Annotated in this window: 21 protein-coding genes and 1 tRNA gene; 7 read left to right on the forward strand and 15 right to left on the reverse strand. The window is 69.4% G+C overall.

The window, feature by feature from the left end:
• Positions 1-124 precede the first annotated feature (124 nt).
• Positions 125-652, forward strand: a complete 528-nt coding sequence (locus GVY41_RS07425) for a hypothetical protein (RefSeq protein WP_161345379.1) — start codon at positions 125-127, stop codon at positions 650-652.
• A gap of 494 nt (positions 653-1,146) precedes the next feature.
• Here GVY41_RS07425 and GVY41_RS07430 read toward each other — a convergent pair whose 3' ends face one another.
• From GVY41_RS07430 to GVY41_RS07455, 7 genes are all read right to left on the reverse strand, one after another.
• Positions 1,147-1,374 carry a hypothetical protein gene (locus GVY41_RS07430; protein ID WP_161345377.1) on the reverse strand — a complete coding sequence of 76 codons (228 nt, stop codon included), beginning with the start codon at positions 1,372-1,374 and terminating at the stop codon, positions 1,147-1,149.
• Between the two features lie 147 nt (positions 1,375-1,521).
• A tRNA-Ile gene (locus GVY41_RS07435) sits at positions 1,522-1,597 on the reverse strand.
• 66 nt (positions 1,598-1,663) lie between these two features.
• Positions 1,664-1,765: a biotin-dependent carboxyltransferase family protein gene (locus GVY41_RS20515; RefSeq protein WP_161345375.1), complete on the reverse strand. Its 102-nt coding sequence runs from the start codon at positions 1,763-1,765 to the stop codon at positions 1,664-1,666.
• A complete protein-coding gene (locus tag GVY41_RS20700; protein WP_373283284.1) occupies positions 1,762-2,037 on the reverse strand; it encodes a 5-oxoprolinase subunit C family protein in 276 nt (91 codons plus the stop codon). The genes GVY41_RS20515 and GVY41_RS20700 overlap by 4 nt, the downstream gene beginning before the upstream one ends.
• A complete protein-coding gene (locus tag GVY41_RS20320) occupies positions 2,009-2,653 on the reverse strand; it encodes a LamB/YcsF family protein (protein ID WP_229725981.1) in 645 nt (214 codons plus the stop codon). Before GVY41_RS20320 ends, GVY41_RS20700 begins: the two co-directional genes overlap by 29 nt.
• Entirely contained in the window at positions 2,572-2,826 is a 255-nt protein-coding gene (locus GVY41_RS20325) for a LamB/YcsF family protein (RefSeq protein ID WP_229725982.1), read from the reverse strand. Before GVY41_RS20325 ends, GVY41_RS20320 begins: the two co-directional genes overlap by 82 nt.
• Before the next feature lie 432 nt (positions 2,827-3,258).
• On the reverse strand, positions 3,259-3,963 hold the full coding sequence (locus tag GVY41_RS07455; RefSeq protein ID WP_161345370.1) for a glutathione S-transferase family protein: 705 nt from the start codon (positions 3,961-3,963) through the stop codon (positions 3,259-3,261).
• A gap of 119 nt (positions 3,964-4,082) precedes the next feature.
• Here GVY41_RS07455 and GVY41_RS07460 point away from each other — a divergent pair, with 119 nt between their 5' ends.
• Positions 4,083-4,991: a LysR substrate-binding domain-containing protein gene (locus tag GVY41_RS07460; RefSeq protein WP_161345368.1), complete on the forward strand. Its 909-nt coding sequence runs from the start codon at positions 4,083-4,085 to the stop codon at positions 4,989-4,991.
• Positions 4,992-5,009: 18 nt separating this feature from the next.
• Here GVY41_RS07460 and GVY41_RS07465 read toward each other — a convergent pair whose 3' ends face one another.
• Together GVY41_RS07465 and GVY41_RS07470 are read right to left on the reverse strand one after the other, a co-directional pair.
• Positions 5,010-5,798 carry a COG3904 family protein gene (locus GVY41_RS07465; RefSeq protein ID WP_331250891.1) on the reverse strand — a complete coding sequence of 263 codons (789 nt, stop codon included), beginning with the start codon at positions 5,796-5,798 and terminating at the stop codon, positions 5,010-5,012.
• Positions 5,799-5,801: 3 nt separating this feature from the next.
• Positions 5,802-7,151, reverse strand: a complete 1,350-nt coding sequence (locus GVY41_RS07470; protein WP_229725984.1) for a hypothetical protein — start codon at positions 7,149-7,151, stop codon at positions 5,802-5,804.
• A 338-nt stretch (positions 7,152-7,489) separates the two neighbouring features.
• Between GVY41_RS07470 and GVY41_RS07475 the strand changes: the two genes are divergently transcribed.
• The 4 genes from GVY41_RS07475 (at position 7,490) to GVY41_RS07490 (ending at position 12,432) form a co-directional block, all read left to right on the forward strand.
• Complete coding sequence (locus GVY41_RS07475) at positions 7,490-8,005, forward strand: 2Fe-2S iron-sulfur cluster-binding protein (RefSeq protein WP_161345367.1); 516 nt, start codon at positions 7,490-7,492, stop codon at positions 8,003-8,005.
• A complete protein-coding gene (locus GVY41_RS07480) occupies positions 8,002-9,000 on the forward strand; it encodes an FAD binding domain-containing protein (protein WP_161345366.1) in 999 nt (332 codons plus the stop codon). The genes GVY41_RS07475 and GVY41_RS07480 overlap by 4 nt, the downstream gene beginning before the upstream one ends.
• Positions 8,997-11,216, forward strand: coding sequence for a xanthine dehydrogenase family protein molybdopterin-binding subunit (locus GVY41_RS07485; RefSeq protein WP_161345365.1), 2,220 nt, complete (start codon positions 8,997-8,999; stop codon positions 11,214-11,216). Before GVY41_RS07480 ends, GVY41_RS07485 begins: the two co-directional genes overlap by 4 nt.
• Before the next feature lie 76 nt (positions 11,217-11,292).
• Positions 11,293-12,432 carry a bifunctional transcriptional activator/DNA repair enzyme AdaA gene (locus GVY41_RS07490; RefSeq protein WP_161345364.1) on the forward strand — a complete coding sequence of 380 codons (1,140 nt, stop codon included), beginning with the start codon at positions 11,293-11,295 and terminating at the stop codon, positions 12,430-12,432.
• A gap of 65 nt (positions 12,433-12,497) precedes the next feature.
• Here the strand turns inward: GVY41_RS07490 and cydB are convergent, their stop codons facing one another.
• The 5 genes from cydB to GVY41_RS07515 all read right to left on the reverse strand — a co-directional run bounded on the left by cydB (position 12,498) and on the right by GVY41_RS07515 (position 18,052).
• Complete coding sequence (gene cydB / locus GVY41_RS07495; protein WP_161345363.1) at positions 12,498-13,502, reverse strand: cytochrome d ubiquinol oxidase subunit II; 1,005 nt, start codon at positions 13,500-13,502, stop codon at positions 12,498-12,500.
• Positions 13,492-14,898: a cytochrome ubiquinol oxidase subunit I gene (locus GVY41_RS07500; RefSeq protein ID WP_161345362.1), complete on the reverse strand. Its 1,407-nt coding sequence runs from the start codon at positions 14,896-14,898 to the stop codon at positions 13,492-13,494. The genes cydB and GVY41_RS07500 overlap by 11 nt, the downstream gene beginning before the upstream one ends.
• Positions 14,899-15,090: 192 nt before the next feature.
• Positions 15,091-16,125: a sensor histidine kinase gene (locus tag GVY41_RS07505; protein ID WP_229725985.1), complete on the reverse strand. Its 1,035-nt coding sequence runs from the start codon at positions 16,123-16,125 to the stop codon at positions 15,091-15,093.
• Entirely contained in the window at positions 16,122-16,559 is a 438-nt protein-coding gene (locus tag GVY41_RS07510) for a response regulator (protein WP_161345360.1), read from the reverse strand. The genes GVY41_RS07505 and GVY41_RS07510 overlap by 4 nt, the downstream gene beginning before the upstream one ends.
• Positions 16,556-18,052, reverse strand: a complete 1,497-nt coding sequence (locus GVY41_RS07515) for a sensor histidine kinase (RefSeq protein ID WP_161345358.1) — start codon at positions 18,050-18,052, stop codon at positions 16,556-16,558. The genes GVY41_RS07510 and GVY41_RS07515 overlap by 4 nt, the downstream gene beginning before the upstream one ends.
• Before the next feature lie 482 nt (positions 18,053-18,534).
• Here GVY41_RS07515 and GVY41_RS07520 point away from each other — a divergent pair, with 482 nt between their 5' ends.
• Positions 18,535-19,095: a superoxide dismutase family protein gene (locus tag GVY41_RS07520; RefSeq protein WP_161345356.1), complete on the forward strand. Its 561-nt coding sequence runs from the start codon at positions 18,535-18,537 to the stop codon at positions 19,093-19,095.
• A 152-nt stretch (positions 19,096-19,247) separates the two neighbouring features.
• Here the strand turns inward: GVY41_RS07520 and GVY41_RS07525 are convergent, their stop codons facing one another.
• Positions 19,248-20,585: a D-amino acid dehydrogenase gene (locus GVY41_RS07525; protein WP_331250893.1), complete on the reverse strand. Its 1,338-nt coding sequence runs from the start codon at positions 20,583-20,585 to the stop codon at positions 19,248-19,250.
• Positions 20,586-20,659: the final 74 nt, after the last annotated feature.

Raw genomic sequence — 20,659 nt, forward strand, 5'->3', positions numbered from 1 at the left:
GGCGATTTTGTCGGGCCAGTGAGCATCGCGCGGGCTGTGATCACGGCTTCGTGGGGTGGGAACGAAAGCGGTGTGGGGGCGTTGGTGAGCCATAGAACGTAACAAGTTCCGAAAGGACATCCCTATGACACGTTTCAACAAATCTGCCCTGCTCGCCTCTGTCGTCGCCCTTGGCATGTCGGGCGCTGCCTTCGCTCAGGAAGCCACCGGCGGTGGCGAGGTGCAGGACAACTCGCTGCCGATCACCGTGATCGACATGTCGGGCAACTCGACTGAAGTGGTCGGTCCGTCGACCGGTGGCGCTGGTCCGATGGGCGGCTGGCCGGTCTATTCCTCGGACAACGCGATGCTGGGGAACATCACCACCGCCGCGATCACTGGCGAGCGTGTGGTGGACTACATCATCTTCGCGCTGGCAAACGGCAACGAAGTGCAGCTCGATGCCACCGGGATCGCCAGCGTCGGGGATGACAGCGTGATGATCGCCGTCTCCGAAGCCGATGTGCTGAGCCTGGCCACCGCGCCGATGACTGCGCTGGAATTCCGCGACGGCACCGCCGTGATGGAGAACGCAGCCGAAGCCAAGGCGGAAGCCATCGCCGACGAGCCGCTGAGCCAGACCAACGAGCCGACCGCGCCCGGCTCGAACTGAGACAGCCGCCGGCATGCTTGACGCTGGTCAGGCAACGGCACCGGGTTTGGCCTGCAACGGCTGATGCGGTGCTTGCCGAGGCCATCTGAATTGCGGCCCGCCCTGACTGGGGCGGGCCGTTCCTTGTTTGGTTGGCCGTGTGCGGGCTGGCATTTCACGCCTGACCCGATGCCAGGGAAATCGCCGCCTGGCTGACACGGGGCCCGGCCTGCGGGGCTAACGACCACTGCTGGCTGCGGCGGCGCGGGGCATGGGACTGATCTTGGACGTCGTGCCGAGGTCTTTCGGCACAAGGCGTCCTTCGCCGACCCGCGCGTGGGAGCCTCGGCCTGTCGATCACCGGCATCACGCGCGAACAGAGGGGATGCTCCGCCGGCCTGCGCGTGGCGCCTCCGGCCAGACCGGTCTGGCGCAATCCGTGCGAAGGCTGCGCACGGCATCCCGAAGCGGTGCAGGCCCGGGCTAGTCATGCCGCGGCCCGGGCAGCATCCGCATCAGCTTGCGAACAGCAGCCAGCCGAGCGCCGCCCAGGCGGCAAGCCCGAAGGGCGCTGCGGCGGCGATCCACCAGCCGGAGGCCGCCCGCCCTGCCCCGGCGGGCAGCTTCAGCGCCTCGGGCCAGTCGGCATAGCTGCCGCCCGTCCCACGCCAGACCCGGGTTGCCGCCATGCGCGCTGCCGCGAAGTGGTCGCCCCCGATCCGATTCCGTCCTGCCTTGACCATGGCCGCCCCCTCACATGCTTCGCACCAACGCTAGGACTGAACTCTTGATGGATCGTTAAGGCGGCACAGGGGCATGGCCAAGGCCGAACCCGGACCGATTTCGGGCATAATCCAGGCAGCAGGTGCGCAGGCAGATCGGCTGGGAATTGGTAGGCCCGGAGGGACTTGAACCCCCAACCAAGGCGTTATGAGCGCCCTGCTCTAACCATTGAGCTACAGGCCCAGCCGCGGCAATGCCTAGCACAATTGCCCGGCGGGTCAAGCAAGCGACCCTGCGAGCGGGCCGGGCTCAGGCCTCGGCAAAGGGCTCCAGCAGCCGCAAGCGCAGCCGCGCGCCGGGGGGCAGCTGGCCGGCAAGGTCGAGGTGATGATCGGCCAGCACCGCGATCACCGGAGCGCCTCGGGCGTGAACCAGTCACTGCGCGGGCCGGGGAGGATATCGAGGGTGACGGTGTCACCGGGCGCCGGGGGGGCGAAGCCGGGCGTGGCGGGAGGCGTGCTCTCGCCGGCGACGCAGCCGATGGCGACCCCGTCGCCGCGCAGCACGGGCGCGGGACCGATGCCCGAGAGCGTCTCGCTTGCGGCGCTGCCCAGAACCGGGGTGGCGACAAATCCACCCTTCGCCGCCAGATAGTTACGCAGCCCGGCGCGGGGCGGCGCGATCCAGAAGCGTCGCCGGGCGCGAGTTCGAAGGGCGCGCCAAAGGTGCGGGCCGTCTGCCCTTGCGCCCCGGTGAGCCGCAGCGCGGCGGCCGCGCCGGCAAGGGCCAGAAGGGCGGGGGCCTCGCGGCCAGCAGGTCCACCCCTCCCAGCGTGATCTCGAGGCAGGGCGCGCCCAGGGGATTGCCAACCGCACGGTTCGCCGCGGCCAGCGCGCCTCGGTCGGCGGAGCCCGGGGCGGAGACGCCCTGCCCCGCCAGCCCCGGCGGCCCGGCATCCCGGACCAGCAGCGGCGCCGCGGCGGCCACCACCGGCAGGCCCGCCGCCGGCGCCCGGTCCAGCACCGGCGCCCCGGCGAGGCAGACCAGCGGCAAGGACGGGTCCACCGCCAGTACCCCGGCAATCACCGCATCGGCCTGCCGGGAATCGCCGGCGATGGTGTTGTAGAGCGCGCCGTGGGGTTTGACGTAGGTCACGCGCGTCCCCGCCGCTGCTGCCAGCGCCTGCAAAGCGCCGATCTGGTAGATCACCTCGGTGGTCAGATCCTCGGAGCCGACATCCATCGCCCGCCGCCCGAACCCGGCCAGATCGCGGTAGAAGACATGGGCCCCGACAGCCACGCCACGCCACGCGCCGCCGCGGCGCGCAGGGTGCCTAGGATGCCGGTAGGGTCGCCAGCGTGGAAGCCGCAGGCGATACTGGCCGAGGTGACGATGTCCAGCATCGCGGCATCGTCGCCCATGGCCCATGCGCCAAATCCCTCGCCGAGGTCGCTGTTGAGGTCGATATGCACTGCGGTGGGCCTTTCGCCTGCCGGCCCGGCAGTCTGTCCCGGCAGGGGAGCGGCTGCAAGCGGTCAGGCGTCAGGGGGTCTTGCAGCAGGTTTCCGGGTCTTGGAGGCACCGGGCCGAAACCGGGATCAAGTCCCTGAAACGGCGTGATTTTCGGGATACGGAAACGATATGGAACCTATGTGGCTCCCCTACATACGATTTGCCGCGCGGGTCTGGTCCCGACCTGCCCCTCGCCGGCTGGCTGGCGGGGGGCGCCCGCTTGCGGAAAGACCGGCATGGCGGCGACCGCCCAGCCACCGGCGGGGGCGAGCCGCTGCGATCCTTTGCGCCCCAATGACGTCGTCCCGGCCGTTTCAGCACCATGGTCGATGGCGCGCAACATTGGCCGCCGGTAGCCAGGCCCCGGCGTCCATCCCGTGGGAGGGCAACGTCTAGCGTCCGAACCGGCCGATGACTTCGTCGAGGGGCACCGTGCCCCTGCACGCGCCCGTCCCCGCGGGCGCCTCAGCATCTTCAACCGCCTGTGCGTAGCGCACGGCCGGGTCTTCCCCGAGGCGCTGGCGGATCGTCTTCAGCTTCGGCCATCGGGCGATATCGGCCACCTCGTGGAGCTCCAGCCAGCGCGCCACGCCGACCAGCAGCGCGTCGGCGAGGCTCGGCCTCACCCCCATCAGCAACGGTCCATCGCCCACCATTTCCTCCAGCCGGTCATGCCGCTCGATCACCGCATCGCGGCCCAGACGACGCAGCGCGGCCTGATAGTCCGGATCCGGCGGGTCCATTTCCATCGCCGCCCACAGCGGGCCGAAGGCCCCGGTGAAACCGCTGTTGAGGAACGCCATCAGTTGATGCATCAGGTCCGCTTCCTCCGAGCGCGGATCAAAACTGATCCGCCGTCCGGCATCGCGCGCTTCAAGGTGGGCGGCAATTGCCATGGTCTCTGTCAGGGGGCGGCCGTCTGCGGTGATCAGCACGGGCGTTTCGACGCGGGCGTTGATCCGCGTGTAGGGCGGCCTCCGCATCTCGCCCAGCATATCAACCCGGCACAGCCGGTAGGGCTGGCCAAGCCATTCGAGGGCGGCGATCAGGCCCATCGAGCTGCCGGAGGGAAAGCCGTAAAGAAGGATCGGGTCCATGTTCATCTCCATCTGAAAAGGCGCGTGGCCTTGCACCGACGATGTACCTTCCGGGACGATCAGCTTGAAGTCTGGCAATCTGCACCATATCGTCCACATCTGTGAACGATGGGCGCCAGATGCTGAACCTCAACGACCTTCACCTTTTCGTCCGTGTCATCGAACATGGCGGGTTTTCCGCGGCCTCGCGGCAGCTGAGGATACCCAAGTCCACGATCAGCAAGCGGGTTGCGGCGCTCGAGGCGGATCTGGGCGCGCGCCTGCTGCACCGCACCTCGCGCAGTCTGGCGCTGACCGAGGCCGGGCGCGATTTCCTCGATCATGCCCGCGCCGCGCTGATCGAGGCGGAAAGCGCCGAAGAGGTCGTGCGCCGCAGGCTGGCCGAGCCGACCGGGACCGTGCGGCTGACCGCCTCGGTTCCGACCGCGCAGACGCTGCTGGCGGACCTGCTGCCAAGGCTCGCGGCGGCATACCCGAAACTCGTGGTGCAGTTGCACGCGACCGACCGCTTCGTCGATCTGGTTCAGGAGGGCTTCGATATTGCGATCCGAAGCCATTTTGCGCCGCTGCCCGATTCCGCGCTGCTCCAGCGGCGGATCGGGAGCCAGTCGCTGATCCTCGTCGCCGCCCCGGCCTATCTCGGGGCACACGGACAGCCGGACCATCCGGGCCAGATCCCGGGCCATGACGGACTGATGGTCGGTCCGGCCGAGCGGTGGCGGCTGCAAGGTCCGCGGGGCGAGGTGGCGGAGGTCGCGCCCCGGCCGCGGATGATCGCCGATGAATCGACGGTACTTTTGAAAGCGGCGGCTGCAGGGTTCGGGCTGGTCTGTCTGCCGGATGAGTTCTGCCGCCCGGGGCTCGAGGCGGGCAGCCTGATGCGTGTGCTGCCGGGCTGGACCGCCGGCGAGGTCGTGACGACGCTCTTGATGCCCCATCGGCGCGGACAGCTTCCTGCGGTCCGGGTGGTTGTCGACTTCCTGACCTCCGGCGCCGGGAGCCGGACGGATCATCACCCCGGCCGGTGACCCGAAAACGCCCGCCCGTCAGCCCTCGGTGTCTGGCGCGTCCGTCACCAGCCGGTAGCGCCGCAGATCCTCGGCATCCAGCACGAAGATCTCGTCTGGCGGGGTTTTCAGGGCCGGGGCCATCAGCAACGTGTCCACGCCCATTTCATCGAGATACTCGATCACCGCGCCCTGCCCGCGCTGGACGTCTTCGACGGCCAGAAAGGCCGGCAGCAGGGTGTTCTCGCCGAAGTAATGCTGGTGGACGCCGACCACCGCTGCCGGATCGGCGCTGCGGGTGGTGCCGCCCGCGAGGATGTAGGGGCAGGCCGACAGGCAGACGGCGCCCTCGCCGACAGCGGTGGTCATCGCCAGCGCCCGCACCTGCCGGCCGATGGCGAGCGCGTCGGCGACGGAGCCGCCGGAGCTGTCGATCTGCAAGGCGGTGGGGCGGGCGCCCTCGGCCCGTTTGGCCTCGATGTAATCGGTAAAGCGCTGTGCGTCGCCGGGGGCGATCTGGCCGATCAGGGTCATGGCCGCGCCTTCCGTGCCGAACTCCAGCCGCTGGGGCATCTCGCGCATCGCAGGGGTGCCGGGGCGCCGGTCGGGCGCGTAGGGCCGCGTCTCGGGGCCGGTGCCGGGCGGGGCGAACAACTGCGGCGCGGTGGCGCCGGAGCGGGCAGAGGCATTGAGGTCGATCCACAGCAGCGCCGCGCCGATGCCGATCTGCGCGACCAGCATCAGTTTCAGCGCGCCCTGCGGGGTGGCGCGGGACACAGGGACAGCGGAATCGGTCCCGGCAGCGGCCCGGGCGCGGCGGAAGAACACGCCTTAGCCCCGCGGGCCGGGATAGGGCGCCTCGCGGCCCGCAGCGTCGCGGGGCAGCGGCTCGCCCGGCAGATAGACCGGCTCTTGCAGCGCCCTTGCGGCGGCAATGGCGGCGCGCAGGTCGGCGACGGTCATCGTATCCTCGGCCGTGCCCTCGCCGCGCCCGGTGCGGATCGCCGATTGCGTGACCATGACGATGAAGACCAGCACGGCGGGCAAGAGGTCGATGGCGATGGCGCCGGCCCAGCTGGGGATGAAGTTGCCGGCATAGCGGATCACCGCATCGGCGGCGGAGACGGGGGTATAGAGGATCTCATCCGGGGCAGGCAGCGCGATCACCTCGGCGGCGGCACCGTTCAGGGTTTCAGCGCGCTGGCGCAGCAGTTGCAGGACGGAATCGATGGTGCTGGCCTGGCTGGAGCGGGCAAGCTCGCTGCCGCCGTCGAGATCGGGGAGAACCACGGAATCCGCCAGATCCTGCGCCGCGCGGGCCACGAGCGGGGCCACGTTCAGCTGGCGCAGCTGCGCGATGATGCCGGAGAGGCGCACCGCCTCCTCCGAGAAGCGCACCGAGCGCGCGTCGACCGCACCCGGCTCGACCGTCAGTGCGCGCATCCGGCTGAGGATGGTGTTGCCCTCGGCGAAGGCGGCGGCGACGGGGCCATCCTGCGCGGCGATCTGCGCCTCGAGCCCGCCAAGCTCTGCCGCCTTCTGGGTCAGCACCCGGAACACCGCGCCCTGCCCGGCGAGGCCGGAGAGGTTGCCCACCGCCTCCTGCTCCGACAGGTCGCCGAAGCTCTGGCGGACGCGGGCGACGTCGCGGCCGAGGCTCTGCCCGGCGATGGCGTTGGAATGGGCACGCTCCAGCGCGCCCTGATAGGTCTGCACGGTGGTGGCCAGGTGCTGTTCTACCGCCGCCGCCCCGGCGAGGGCCGCGGCGTTCAGCCAGGAGGACATGGCGATGATCGCCACGCAGCCAAGCGCCATCGACAGCAAGAGGCCCACGCGCGAGGCGGCGGTGCGGACGGCGGGCAGAAGGCGCAGCAGGTAGGACCAGAACACGAAGATCCCGACAGACACCGCGATGGAATAGGACAGCGCCGCGAAGGTCGTCCAGGCGCCGGTATCGTCCAGCAGCGAGCGTACGCCGAGATAGGTGTAGATGCCCGAGGCCGCCGCCAGCACGCCCAATGCGGTGCCGGTGAAGGTGTCGAGGAAGGCCAGATGCCGCTCCAGCTCTCGCGCGTGGCGCAGGCCCTGGCGTTCGGGGTGGGCGGGGAGGGGGGCTTGGATCGGCGGCAGAGCGGGGTGCCCGGCGCGGGCGGCGTCGGCGGCGTCGTCAGTCGGCGTCATTCTGATCCCTCGGCTCCGCCTCGCGGGGGGATCGCGCGGGCTTGTGGAGAGTATGCGCAGCATGGGGCGGCGCGTAGCCCCGGCGGGGTCACTCCGCATCACCTTCGCGCGAGGGCGGGAGGGGGCCGGGGGCTGGAGCGGCTGCGGCTGGTGGATCCGCGCGCATCACCTTCGCGCGAGGGCGGGAGGGGGCCGGGGCGGAGGCTTGCACGGACGCCACGGCTGGGGGAACCCGGCGCGGGGCGGCGGGGTTGGCCCTGCAAGCCGCCCCGGCGGCCACGCCTCGCCACCGCCGCCGCGCGGTCCATCCAGCCCCACGAGCAAGATAGGCGCGCCCGATGCATGTGACCCTGACGATCAACGATACCAAGCACAGCCTCGACCTCGATCCACGCACCACGCTGCTCGATGCGATCCGCAGTCATGCCGGGCTGACCGGCACCAAGAAGGGCTGCGATCACGGGCAGTGCGGGGCGTGCACGGTGATGGTGAATGGCCGGCGGATCAATTCGTGCCTGTCGCTGGCGGTGATGCATGATGGGGATGCGGTCACGACCATCGAGGGGCTGGGGACGCCCGAGGCGCTGTCGCCGCTGCAGGCGGCGTTCCTCGAGACCGACGGGTTCCAATGCGGCTATTGCACGCCGGGGCAGATCTGCTCGGCCACCGCGATGCTGGAGGAGATCCGGGCGGGATGGCCGAGCCACGTGTCCGAAACGCTGGACGGGCCTGCGCTGCCGACCGAGGCGGAGATTGCCGAGCGGATGAGCGGGAACCTCTGCCGCTGTTCGGCCTATCCCAACATCGTCGCCGCCATCCGGCTGGCTGCGGCCGAGCGGGAGGATGCGGCATGAGGGCCTTCGACTACATCCGCGCCGGGTCGTGCAAGGACGCGCTGGCCGAGGCCGAGACGCCGGGCACCGCCTTCATCGCCGGGGGCACCAATCTGCTGGACCTGATGAAGCATGAGGTGATGACCCCGGCGCGGCTCGTGGATATCTCGCGGCTGGATCTGCGGGGGATCACCCTGACCGACGCCGGGCTTCGCGTCGGGGCGCTGGTCAGCAATTCCGACCTTGCCGCCGATCCGTTGGTGCGGCGGCACTGGCCGCTGCTGTCGCGGGCGCTGCTGGCAGGCGCCAGCGGGCAGCTGCGCAACAAGGCCACCACGGGCGGCAACCTGCTGCAGCGGACGCGGTGCTATTACTTCTACGACACCGCGATGCCCTGCAACAAGCGCGAGCCGGGCAGCGGCTGCGCGGCGATTGGCGGGTTCAACCGCATCCATGCGATCCTTGGGGCCAGCGAGGCCTGCATCGCCACCCATCCCAGTGACATGGCGGTTGCCTTGCGCGCGCTGTCGGCGGAGGTCGAGTTGCTCGCCCCTGGCGGCGGGCGGCGGCAGGTGCCGCTGGCGGCGTTCTACCGTTTGCCGGGCGACACGCCGCATGTGGAAACCGTGCTGGAGCCGGGCGAGATGATCGCCGCGGTGCTGCTGCCCCCGGCGGAAGGCGGGCGGCAGATCTACCGCAAGGTGCGCGACCGCGCGTCCTATGCCTTTGCGCTGGTCTCGGTCGCGGCCTGCCTGCGGATGGAGCAAGGCCGCATAGCCGCCGCCGCGCTGGCCTTTGGCGGGCTGGCGCATATGCCCTGGCGTAGCGCCGACGTGGAGGGCACGCTGATCGGCGAGGTGCCTTCGGCGGCCCTCTTCGACCGCGCCGCGGACCTGCTGCTGGCCGAGGCGAAGGGCCAGGGCGACAACGATTTCAAGATCCCGCTCGCCCGCCGCACCCTCGCCGCGGTGCTGGCCGAAGCGACGGCCGAGGACACCGAAGGAGACCGCGCATGACCCGCGAGATGACTCACGATGGGCCCGACGCCGATCACCGGCTCGACGGCATGGCGCAGGGCGTGCTTGGCCGGGGCGAGCCGCGGCCCGAGGGCGCACTGAAGGTCACCGGCCGTGCCGTCTATACCGGCGACCAACAGGCGCCGGGCATGGTGCATGGCGCGCTGGTCCGCGCGACGATCACCCGCGGCCGCGTCACCACGCTGAACAGCGCCACAGTGCTGGAGATGCCCGGCGTGCTGGCGGTGATCGACGATCCGCGGCTGGTGCGTTTTTCGGGCCAGGGCGCCACGACCAAGCCGCCCAAGGCCGATGCGGCCGGGGTGGTCTATCACGGCCAGCCCATCGCGCTGGTGGTGGCCGAGACGCTGGAACAGGCGCGCCATGCCGCGTTGAGGCTGACGGTGGACTATGCCGAAGAGCCGGGCGCGGTGACGGGTCCCGAGGACCCCGCCGCCGAGGTTGAGCTGCCCCAGAAGAAGCAATCGGAGACCGGCGCGCCAGATGCCGCGCTCGAGGCGGCCGATACCGTGATCGACCGGATCTACCGCACCGCCTCGATGTCTTCCGCACCGATGGAGCCCCATGCCTCGCTGGCCGAATGGCAGGGCGGCAAGCTGGTGCTGCACAGCACGCTTCAGATGCTGGCCTCGGCGCAGGGGCAGGTCGCTGCCGCGCTTGGGATCGAGCCGGAAGACATCCGCATCCTTGCCCCGCATGTCGGGGGTGGCTTCGGCAGCAAGCTGGGTATCTCACCCGAAACCGTGGCGGCGGCGATCGCGGCGCAGCAGATGAGGCGGCCGGTGTCAGTGGTCTGCACCCGTCCGCAATCGATGGAGACGACCTCGCGCCGCTCCGAAACGCTGCAGCGCATCCAGATGGGGGCCGATGACGAGGGCCGGCTGACCATGATCGGCCATGAGGCGCTGGTATCGAATCTGCCGGGGCAGAAGTTTTCCGAACCCGTGCAGCAGGCGACCCATTTCACCTACGAGGCCGCGCATCGCCGCGTCGTCCACCGTGTCGCGCGGGTGCATCGCTTGGTTGCGGCCTCGGTCCGCGCGCCGGGCGAGGCGGTGGGGGCGACGGCTTTCGAATGCGCGATGGACGAGCTGGCGGACAAGCTGGGCCTTTGCCCGGTTGCCCTGCGTCTGCGCAACATCCCCAAGGTCGAGCCGGGGACCGGGCGGCCGTTTTCCTCGCACAAGCTGGCGGAGGCGCTGACCGAAGGCGCCCGCCGCTTTGGCTGGGAGCATCGCCATGCAAGCCCCCGCGCGCGGCGCGAGGGCGAGTGGTGGATCGGGATGGGCATGTCGTCGCTGGTGCGCGTGAACACGGTGATGGAGGCCAAGGCGCGGGTGAGCCTGAGCCTTGACGGCACGGCGCTGGTGGAAACCGACATGACCGATATCGGCACCGGCAGCTATGCGATCCTGAGCCAGATCGCGGCCGAGATGCTGGGGCTGCCGATGGGATCGGTGGAGACGGTTCTGGGCGATACTGACCTGCCCGCCAGTTCGGGGTCGGGCGGGTCGTTCGGTGCGGCCTCGACCGGGTCGGCGGTGTATCTGGCCTGCCTCGAACTGCGCAGCCGGCTGGCGGAGGCGATGGGCTGCCCCGAGCCCGAGCTGACGCTGAAGGACGGGCACGCCATCCATGACAATCGCAAGGTGCCGCTGTCCACGTTGATGGGCGGTGCGGCGATGCAGGCCGAGGGCCACCTGATCCCCGGCGAGGCGGAGGACAAGGCGCGGCAGGCGACCTGGGGCGCGGCCTTTGCCGAGGTGGGCGTGAATGCGATCACGGGTGAGATCCGGGTGCGGCGGATGCTGGGCACCTTCGCCATCGGCCGGGTGCTGAACGCGCAGACGGCGCGTTCACAGGCGCTTGGCGGGATGATCTGGGGCATCGGCATGGCGCTGACCGAAGAGCTGGTCCATGACGCGCGTGATGGCCATATCGTCAACCGCGACCTGGCCGAATACCACGTGCCGGTGAATGCCGACGTGCCGGCGCTGGAGGTGCATTTCCTGGAAGAGCGCGACGACTGGGCGCCGATGCAGGCCAAGGGCATCGGCGAGCTGGGGATCTGCGGGGCGGGGGCGGCCATCGTCAATGCGGTCCACAACGCCTGCGGGGTGCGGGTGCGCAGCCTGCCGATGACGGTGGACAAGGTGCTGGCCGGGCTGGTGGAGGCGGAGGCCGACCAAGGCTGAGCGAGGCCGATGCAGAAGCGCAATAGCCGCCCGGAAACAGGCGGACAGGCAAGGCGGGCTGGGGTAGCCTTCAGGCATGACACATCATCTTGCCCCTGCCCCGCTTCTGGCCCTGACGCTGCCGTCCGAGGACGTGCTCTATGCCGCGTTGCTGGCGCGCGATCCGGCCTTTGACGGGCGGGCCTATGTCGGCGTCACCTCCACCGGGATCTTCTGCCGGTTGACCTGCCCGGCGCGCAAACCCTTGCGCGCCAATTGCCGGTTCTTTTCCTCCCCCGCCGATTGCCTTGCCGCGGGGTTCCGCGCCTGCCTGCGCTGCCATCCGCTCGCGCCCGAGGCCGCCGCAGACCCTTGCATCGCCGCGCTGACCTCGGCGCTGGAGGCGGACCCGGCGCGGCGCTGGCGCGAGGCGGATGTGGCGGGCCTGGGCTTCGATCCCTCGACCGTGCGGCGCAGCTTCCGGCGGCAGTTCGGGATGACGTTCCTCGAGATGGCCCGGCAGCGGCGGCTGCGCGAGGGGATGGCGACGCTGGCGGCAGGGGGCCGGGTGATCGAGGCGCAGTTCGATGCGGGCTTCGACAGCCCCGCCGCCTTTCGGGCCGCCTTTGCCCGGCTGCTAGGGGCGGCGCCTGCCGAGATGAAGGGCGCGCTGCTGCAGGCGGATTGGATCGACACGCCCATCGGCCCGATGATCGCGGTGGCGGACAAGCGGTCGCTGCACTTGCTGGAGTTCGCGGACCGCAAGGCGCTGCCGGCGGAACTCGCGCGGCTGCGGAAGATGGCGGGCGGGATCGGGCTTGGGCGGCCTCAGCCGATTGACCAGATGGCGGACGAGCTTGGCGCCTTCTTTGCCGGGACGAGTGCCCGGTTCGACACGCCGCTGGCCCTGCATGGCAGTGCCTTCACCCGGGCGGTGTGGGAGATCCTGCGCCAGATCCCGCCCGGCACCACCCGCAGTTATGGTGACATCGCGCGGGACATGGGTTGCCCCGAGGCCGCCCGCGCCGTGGCACGGGCCAATGGCGCCAACCAGATCGCGCTGGTGATCCCCTGCCACCGGGTCATCGGCGCCGATGGCGCGCTGACCGGCTATGGCGGCGGGCTGTGGCGCAAGCAGCGGCTGATCGAGCTGGAGCGGGGCTATGCCTTACGGCATGATCGCCAGCCGGATGACATAGGCCAGCGCGCTGACGGCGGCGAAGCCGGCCAGCCATAGCCCCACGAACCACGCGATACGGCGCAGCCAGCCCTCCCCCTGCCCCTTCTCCCCCTGCCCGGCCATCAGTGATACCCCTCGCCGTGGCGCAGCTTGCCGCGGAACACCCAATAGGCATAGGCGGTGTAGCCAAGGATCATCGGCAGCAGCGCGACAGAGCCCCAGAGCAGGAAGACCAGGCTCTCATCCGGGGCGGCCGCTTCCTCGATGGTCAGCGCGAAGGGCACGATCCAGGGATAGAAGCTGATCCCGACACCTGCGAACCCCAGCACGAACAGGCCAAGCGCCGACAGGAACGGCAGCCAGTCCGGCCCCCGCGTCAGCCCGCGCCACAGGCCATAGGCGGCGCCCGCCACCAGCAGCGGCACCACCAGGCTGAAGCCGACGGTCGGCCAGCCGAACCAACGCTCCAGATAGCCGGGGTTCAGGAACGGCGTCCAGAGGCTGACCACCCCCATCCCCGCCAGCGTCACCACCCCCGCCCGTATCGCCAGCTTGCGGGCTGAGGCGTGCAGGCTGCCTTCGGTCTTCAGCACCAGCCAGCAGGCCCCCAGCAGCGCATAGCCCGCCAGCAGCGCGAAGCCCGTGGCGATGGAGAACGGCGTCAGCCAGTCCCACCAGCCGCCCGCATATTCGCGGTTCTCGATTGCGATGCCCTGCACCAGCGCGCCAAGGGCGATGCCCTGCGTGAAGGTCGCCACGGCAGATCCGCCGAAGAAGGCCACGTCCCAGCGGCGGCTGCCGGTATCGCTGCGCCAGCGGTATTCGAAGGCCACGCCCCGGAACACCAGCGCCAGCAGCATCACCGTCAGCGGGGCGTAAAGCGCCGGCAGGATCGTCGCATAGGCCAGCGGGAACACCGCCAGAAGGCCGCCGCCGCCCATCACCAGCCATGTCTCGTTCCCGTCCCAGACCGGCGCGACCGAGTTCATCATCACGTCACGGTCCTCCTTTTCGGGGAACAGCGGGAACAGGATGCCGATGCCAAGGTCGAACCCGTCCATCACCACATAGGCCAGCACCGCGAAGGCGATGATCCCGGCCCAGACTGTCGGCAGGTCAATGTCCATGATGGCTCTCCTTCTGGGCGGGTCCGGGGGTGATGCCTGCGGTGCGCAGCGGGCCGTCGGTCAGGTCATCCTCATCCACTTCCGTCAGCCGCGCCATCAGCCGTAGGATATAGACGACGCCGGTGCCGAAGATGGCGAAGTAGACGATGATGAACGCCACCAGCGAGGCGCCCACCGCGGCGGCCGAGATCGGCGAGGCGCTGTCGGCGGTCAGCATGTGGCCATAGACGGTCCAGGGCTGACGCCCGACCTCGGTGGTGATCCACCCGGCCAGCACCGCGACGAAGCCCGCGGGCCCCATCGCCAGCGCAAAGCGGTGCAGGTTGCGGCTGTCATGCAGCCGCCCGCGCAGCCGCGCCAGCAGCGACCACAGGCCCAAGCCCAGCATCGCAAAGCCCAGCATGACCATGATGCGGAACGACCAGAACACGATCTCCACCGGCGGCTGCATCTCGCGCGGCACCGTATCCAGCCCGTCCATCGGGGCGTTCAGGTCGTGTTTGAGGATCAGGCTCGAGAGTTTCGGGATCTCGATCGACCAATGCACGGTCTGCGCCTCGCGGTCGGGGAAGCCGAACAGGATCAGCGGCGCGCCGTTGGGATGGCTCTCGAAATGCCCCTCCATCGCCATCACCTTGATCGGCTGGTGTTCCAGCGTGTTGAGGCCATGCAGGTCGCCCATGAAGATCTGCAGCGGCGCCACCACCAGGATCATCCCCATCGCCATGCTGAACATGGTGTGGACCTCGGGCCAGTCGCGGCGGCGCAGCTTGTGCCAGGCGGCGACGGCGCCCACGACCAGTGCCGTGGTCAGGTAGGCGGCCAGCACCATATGGATCAGCCGGTAGGGGAAGGAGGGGCTGAAGATGATCTGCCACCAGTCGACGGGGACGAACTGGCCGACATCGTTGATGGCAAAGCCCTGCGGCGTCTGCATCCAGCTGTTGACCGCCAAGATCCAGGTCGCCGACAGCAGCGTGCCGAAGGCCACCATCGCGGTTGCCATGAAATGCAGGCCCTTGCCGACGCGTTCCCGCCCGAACAGCATGATGCCGAGGAAGCCTGCCTCGAGGAAGAACGCGGTCAGCACCTCGTAGCCCATCAAGGGGCCGATCACCGGGCCGGCCTTGTCGGAGAAGGCGGACCAGTTGGTGCCGAACTGGTAGGACATCACGATCCCCGATACGACGCCCATGCCGAAGGAGATGGCGAAGATCGTCTTCCAGAAGTCAAAGAGGCGCAGATAGACGCCGCGGCCGGTCTTCAGCCACAGCGCCAGCAGCACCGCCAGGTAGCTGGCAAGCCCGATGGTGAAGGCAGGAAAGACGATGTGGAAGGCGATGGTGAAGGCAAACTGGATCCTTGCCAGCAAAATCGCGTCAAAGCTCTCGAACATCGGGTCTCCTGTCGTTCCGGGGCACCGCAGCGCGGCGCGCGCCCCTGCCAGTGGCTCGCCTGTTCAGGCAAGTCGGCAGGCAGGGAGTTGTTCCCGGCAAGATGGGGCGGGAGGGCCGCAAGGCGAGGGGCAGATGGTCGCAGCCGATGCGAAAGCCGCGCGTCCCTGTCGCAGAGGCGCAAAAAACCGCGCCTACACTCGGAAGCTGACCTCGACGGTGGTGCCCCTCGGCACGGCGGGCTGTGCCACGCTGCCCTCCAGCCGCTCGGCCATGGCGCGGATCAGCTTCTGCCCCAGCCCGGTGCCGATGGTCCGGCCGGCGGGGTCGCTGCCGATGCCGTCATCGCTGACGCGCAGCCGCGCCAGCCCCGGCTCGGGTTCCGTCAGTTCCACCCGCAACTCGCCCGCGCCGCCCTCGGGCCAGGCGTATTTCGCGGCATTGGTCGCCAGTTCCGACACCACGATGCCCAGGCTGACGGCGCGGTCGGCGCTGATCTTCAGCGGGCAGGCCTCGATGGTCAGGCGGATGCATTCGGGAATGGTCTTGCGGAAATCCTGCAGCATCGATTGCAGATAGGCATCCAGCGTAACGGTAAGCACGTCGTCGCCCAGATAGAGGCTGCGATGCACGCCCGAGATCGCGGCAATGCGGGTCTGCGCCTCGGCCAGCGCGCTGCGCACCTCATCCGAGGCGGCCGAGGCTTGCAGGCGCAGCAGCGAGGTGACCATCGACAGGCTGTTGGCGACGCGGTGATGCACCTCGGCCAGCAGCATTTCCGCCCGTTCGCGCGCGGCGCGGGTCTCGGCATCGGCACGCTCTTTCGCGGCCAGCAGCTCGGCCTTCGCGATGGCCTGGTCGATGGCGCGGCGCAGCAGGGCGGTGAAATCCTCGCCGGTGGACTTGATGACATAGTCATCCGCCCCCGCCTTCAGCGCGTCGATGGCCACCGTCGCCTCGCTGGAGCCGGTGACATAGATGGTGGGGATGCGCCCGCCGCCCGCCCGCATCCGGCGCAGGATATCCAGCCCGGTGCCGGTGGGCAGGTAATGGTCCAGCACCAGCGCATCGAAGCGCCGATCAGCGATCAGCGCCTCGGCACTGTCAGCATCCTCGGCATGGCAGATCTCGATGCCGGCGCGCCCCAGCGCCTTTTCCACAAGGCGGGCAAGGACGGGGTCGTCATCGACATACAGCACGCGCACCGTGGTGGCGGGGGCGGCGGTCACGGAACCTGAAGGACCGCGAAGAACAGGCCAAGCTGCCGGATGGCATTGGCGAAGCTCTCATACTCCACCGGCTTGGTGATGTAGACATTGGCGCCCAGATCGTAGCAGCGCTTGATCTCGGCCTCGTCATCGGTGGTGGTCAGGATCACCACCGGCAGATGTTTGGTATGCGGATTGGTCTTCACCCGTTCCAGAATGTCGATCCCGGTCATGTCGGGCAGGTTCAGGTCCAGAAGGATCAACAGATAGCGGCCGATGGCCGCCTCGCCGCTGCGGTCCGTGCCCAGGATGAAATCCAGCGCAGAGGTGCCATCGGCAAAGGGGATGATCTCGTTATGGACCCCGGCGCGGCGGATATTCTTCTCGATCAGCCGGGCATGACCTTCGTCATCCTCGACCATCACGATGGTGACTTCCTTGCCCAATGCCTTCATGTCCTTACCGTCTCCAGAACTGCGCGCAGATCGACGGGCAGATGCAGGGTGAATGTCGATCCCTGCCCGTGAACCGAGCGCAGGGTGATCTCGCCGCCAAGATTTCGCACAACGGTTCGCACATGTGCAAGTCCGATTCCCTCGCCGGGCCGGTCCTGCGTGCCTGATCTGCGGAACAGCTCGAACACCCGTTCATGGTCTGCCTCGGAAATGCCACGGCCATTGTCCTCGACCTCGACCCGCACCATGCGCGGCCCGTCCGGCACGGCGCGGATCCTCAGCTGCAAGGGTCGATCCGGGCTGGCATACTTCACCGCATTGTCGACAAGATTGCCAAGCGCCTGTTCCACCGACAGCCGGTCGGTGACCAGCGGCCGCACGCGGATGTCGATCTCGACCTCGCCCCCGGTCTCGCCCAGCTGATGCGCGACGCTGGCGGCCGCCTGCTCGGCCAGGGCCTTCAGGTCCACCGTCTCGGGCTTCAGCTCGCGCCGGCCATCGCGCGAGATCTTCAGGATCGCGTTGATCAGCCCGTCCATCTTGCGGGTGGAGGAGCGGATGAAGGCCAGCGCCTCGGGCAGATCCTCGGCGGCGGCAAGGCGGGCGTCGCGGATATTGTCCTCGGTCACCGTCTCGCCATCGGCCAGCACATAGGCCTGCAGCGGCTTCAGCGCGGTTTCCAGCTCGCTGGTGAAGCCCATGATGTTGACCAGCGGCGCGCGCAGATCGTGCGTGACGATATAGGCGAAGCGCTGCACTTCCTGATTGGCGCGCATCAGGTCTTCGGTGCGCTGGCGCACCCGGCCCTCCAGCCCGCTGTTGAGCCGGCGCAGCTGGTCCTCGGCGGCGCGCAGCGCGCGCAACTGCCGCGCCAGCAGCACGAAGGCCGAGCCCACCACCGCCAGCATCGCGACCCCGCCAAGGATCGAGGCGGTCTTCAGCCAGAGGTTCATCCGCCCCTGCACCTGCACAAGGGTCGAGGTCCGCACGTCCGACGCCGCAATGATCTCGCCCAGCAGATCGCGGATCCGGTCCATCGCCGGCTTGCCCTGCCCCTGCGCCACGATGGCGCGCGCGGCGGCGACATCGCCGGCGCCCGCAGCCTCCAGCGTGCTCTCGATCAGCCCCAGGCGCAGCTCGATCAGCGCATCCAGCTCGGCCAGCACGTCCGCGCCGCGGCCGGCATCGTCCTGCAGCCACTGCTCCAGCGCAGAGCGCAGTTCAAGGATACGGGTCCGCGCGCCCTGATAGGGCTCGAGGAACGCCGGATCGAGGGTGATGAGATAGCCGCGCTGGCCGGTCTCGGCGTCTTGCAGCGCCGCCAGCAGGTCCGAGGCAGAGCGCCGCAGCTGGCGTTCGGCGATTGTCCGCTCGAAGGCGGCGTCGCTGCGGAAGCTGATGAAGGTGGACGAGCCGGCGAGGATCGCCAGCAGCGTCGCCCCCAGCAGCAGCAAGATGGCGGTCTGCTTGATATTGCGGTTGATGGTCTGCATGGGCCTCCGGGGGGACAGACAAGATGGGTGCCGGCGGGGGGGGCCCTCGCGGCGGGCGAGATCCTGCCGGGGAATGGCGCGGGGGACAAGGCCCCGAGATCGATGTGTAAAGGTGATGTCCTTCGGGATGCGAGGCCTGCTGCGAGCGGAGACCTCCGACCATTCCGCGCGACGCTTGCCCCGCAGAATTTCGGCCGCCCGTGAAATCTGCTGTGCCCGCCCTGCGGGGGGGCGGGCACAGCAGAATTTGGAACCCTTCGGGCCAGGCTTCACCCCCCTTGCCCTGCGGCCCCGCGCCTTCGGGCAACCGACGCGGTCGACTTGCCACTGGCAAGCCGCCTTATCGCGCCGGAAGAGGCCCAAACTGCTCGACCGCCAACGCGCCTGTGATCCCCCCACCCCCCGCATCCCGGAACATCACGCCGCGCTGCCCGTTTATCCCCCAGAGGCCCCCGCGCCCCCACCCAAAAGGGAGAGACCCCATGTTCCGCACCGCCATCCCCGCCGCCCTTCTGGCCGCATCCTTCGCCTTCCCCGCCGCCGCGCAGCAGGCCCCGGCGCAGGAGACCCCGACCGCGCCCGCGCCCGAGGTTCCCGCCGCCGCCGCCAGCTTCGTCGACGCCGAGGGTGCCGAGATCGGTACCGCCACCCTGACCGGCACCCCGCATGGCGTGCTGATCGGGATGGAGGTCACCGGCCTGCCCGCCAGCAAATGGGTCGCCTTCCACATCCATGAGGGCGAGACCTGCGAGCATGACCACCGCTTCGAATCCGCGGGTGGCCATTTCAACCCGTCCGAGGCGGATCACGGCTACATGTCCGAAACCGGCCCGCATTCGGGCGACATGCCCAACCAGTATGTCGCGTCGGACGGGATCCTGATGGCCGAGGTCTTCAACAGCTATGTGGATCTTGACGGCGGCCCGACCAGCGTGATCGGCCGGACCCTGATGATCCATGCCGAGCCGGATGACTACACCAGCCAGCCTGCGGGCGCGGCGGGTGAGCGCCTCGCCTGCGCGGTGATCGAAGCCGCCTCGTAACCGACGACGCCTCCAGCGTGGGCCCGCGGGCATGGCGTGAGAGAGCACGATGTGCCCGCCCCCAGCTGGGTTTCGCGGGGGGCGGGCACAACAGCTCTGTTGCAGCCCGGGGCGCGAGCGGCGCTCCAACCGGCGTCAGCCGAAGGTATCCCTTACCCCGCCACGGTCACCGGCCGTGCAGCCACCCCCTGCGCCCGGGCCGCCCGCGCATAGCGCGCCAGCCCCAGATCGCTGGCGTCGATCTCTGCCGCGCGGCCCGACACGGTATCGGCCAGCACCCGCGCCGACCCGGCCGCCATCGTCCAGCCCAAGGTGCCATGCCCGGTGTTGAGATAGAGGTTCGCCATCTCCGTGCGCCCCACCACCGGCGTGCCATCCGGCGTCATCGGCCTGAGGCCGCACCAGAAGGTCGCCTGTCCGGCATCCCCGGCCCCGGCGAACAGCTCGCCCACCGATTTCTCCAGCGTCGCCCGCCGGGCCACAGGCAGCGACAGGTCGAACCCGGCAATCTCTGCCAGGCCGCCGACGCGGATGCGGTCGCCAAGCCGGGTGATCGCGACCTTGTAGGTCTCGTCCATCACGGTGGACTCGGGCGCCCGGTCCGCCGCCACGATCGGCAGCGTGATCGAATAGCCCTTCACCGGATAGACCGGCAGCTTGATCCCCAAGGGCGCGAGCAGCCGCGGCGCGTAGGGCCCCAGCGCCACCACGAAGGCATCGGCGGTGACAGTCCCGGCGATGGTCTCCACCGAGACGATGCGGCCCCCGGCCGCGGTCAGCCGCGTGATCTCAACGCCATAGCGGAACGTCACCCCCTGCGCCTCGGCCAGCGCGGCCAGCGCGCCGGTGAACTTGAAGCAATCGCCGGTCTCGTCACCCGGCAGGCGCAGCCCGCCCGCGATCCGGTCCGCGGCCCCGGCCAGCCCCGGCTCGGCAGCCAGGCAGCCGGCGCGGTCCAGCACCTCGAACGGCACGCCATCGGCCTGCAGCACCGCGATGTCCTTGGCCGCGGCATCGACCTGCTTCTGGCTGCGGAACAGCTGCAAGGTGCCCTGCATCCGCTGGTCATAGTCGATGCCGGTTTCCGCCCGCAGCGCGATCAGGCAATCGCGGCTGTATTCGGCCAGCCGCACCATCCGGCCCTTGTTGACCTTGTAGGCGGCGCTGGTGCAATTGCCCAGCATCTGCGCCAGCCAGCCCAGCTTGGCGAGGTCCGGGCGCGGCTGCACGATCAGCGGCGCATGCTTCATGAACATCCATTTCAGCGCCTTGGCCGGGATGCCGGGCGCCGCCCAGGGCGCCGAGTAGCCGGGGCTGACCTCACCGGCATTGGCAAAGCTGGTCTCCAGCGCCGGGGCTGGCTGGCGGTCGATGACCACCACCTCATGCCCGGCCTTCGCCAGTTCCCAGGCCGATGTGACCCCGATGACCCCTGCGCCCAGAACGACAACTTTCATGCCCGCGGCTCCCTGCTGCATGTGCGAAACGATGCGGCAAGTTATAGGGTATCTGCGGGATGGAATTTGGCGAAGATCGGCGCGTGACAGGCCATTTGGTGAAGAGC

This window comes from Frigidibacter albus (assembly GCF_009908165.1).
Classification (GTDB): Bacteria; Pseudomonadota; Alphaproteobacteria; order Rhodobacterales; family Rhodobacteraceae; genus Frigidibacter; species Frigidibacter albus.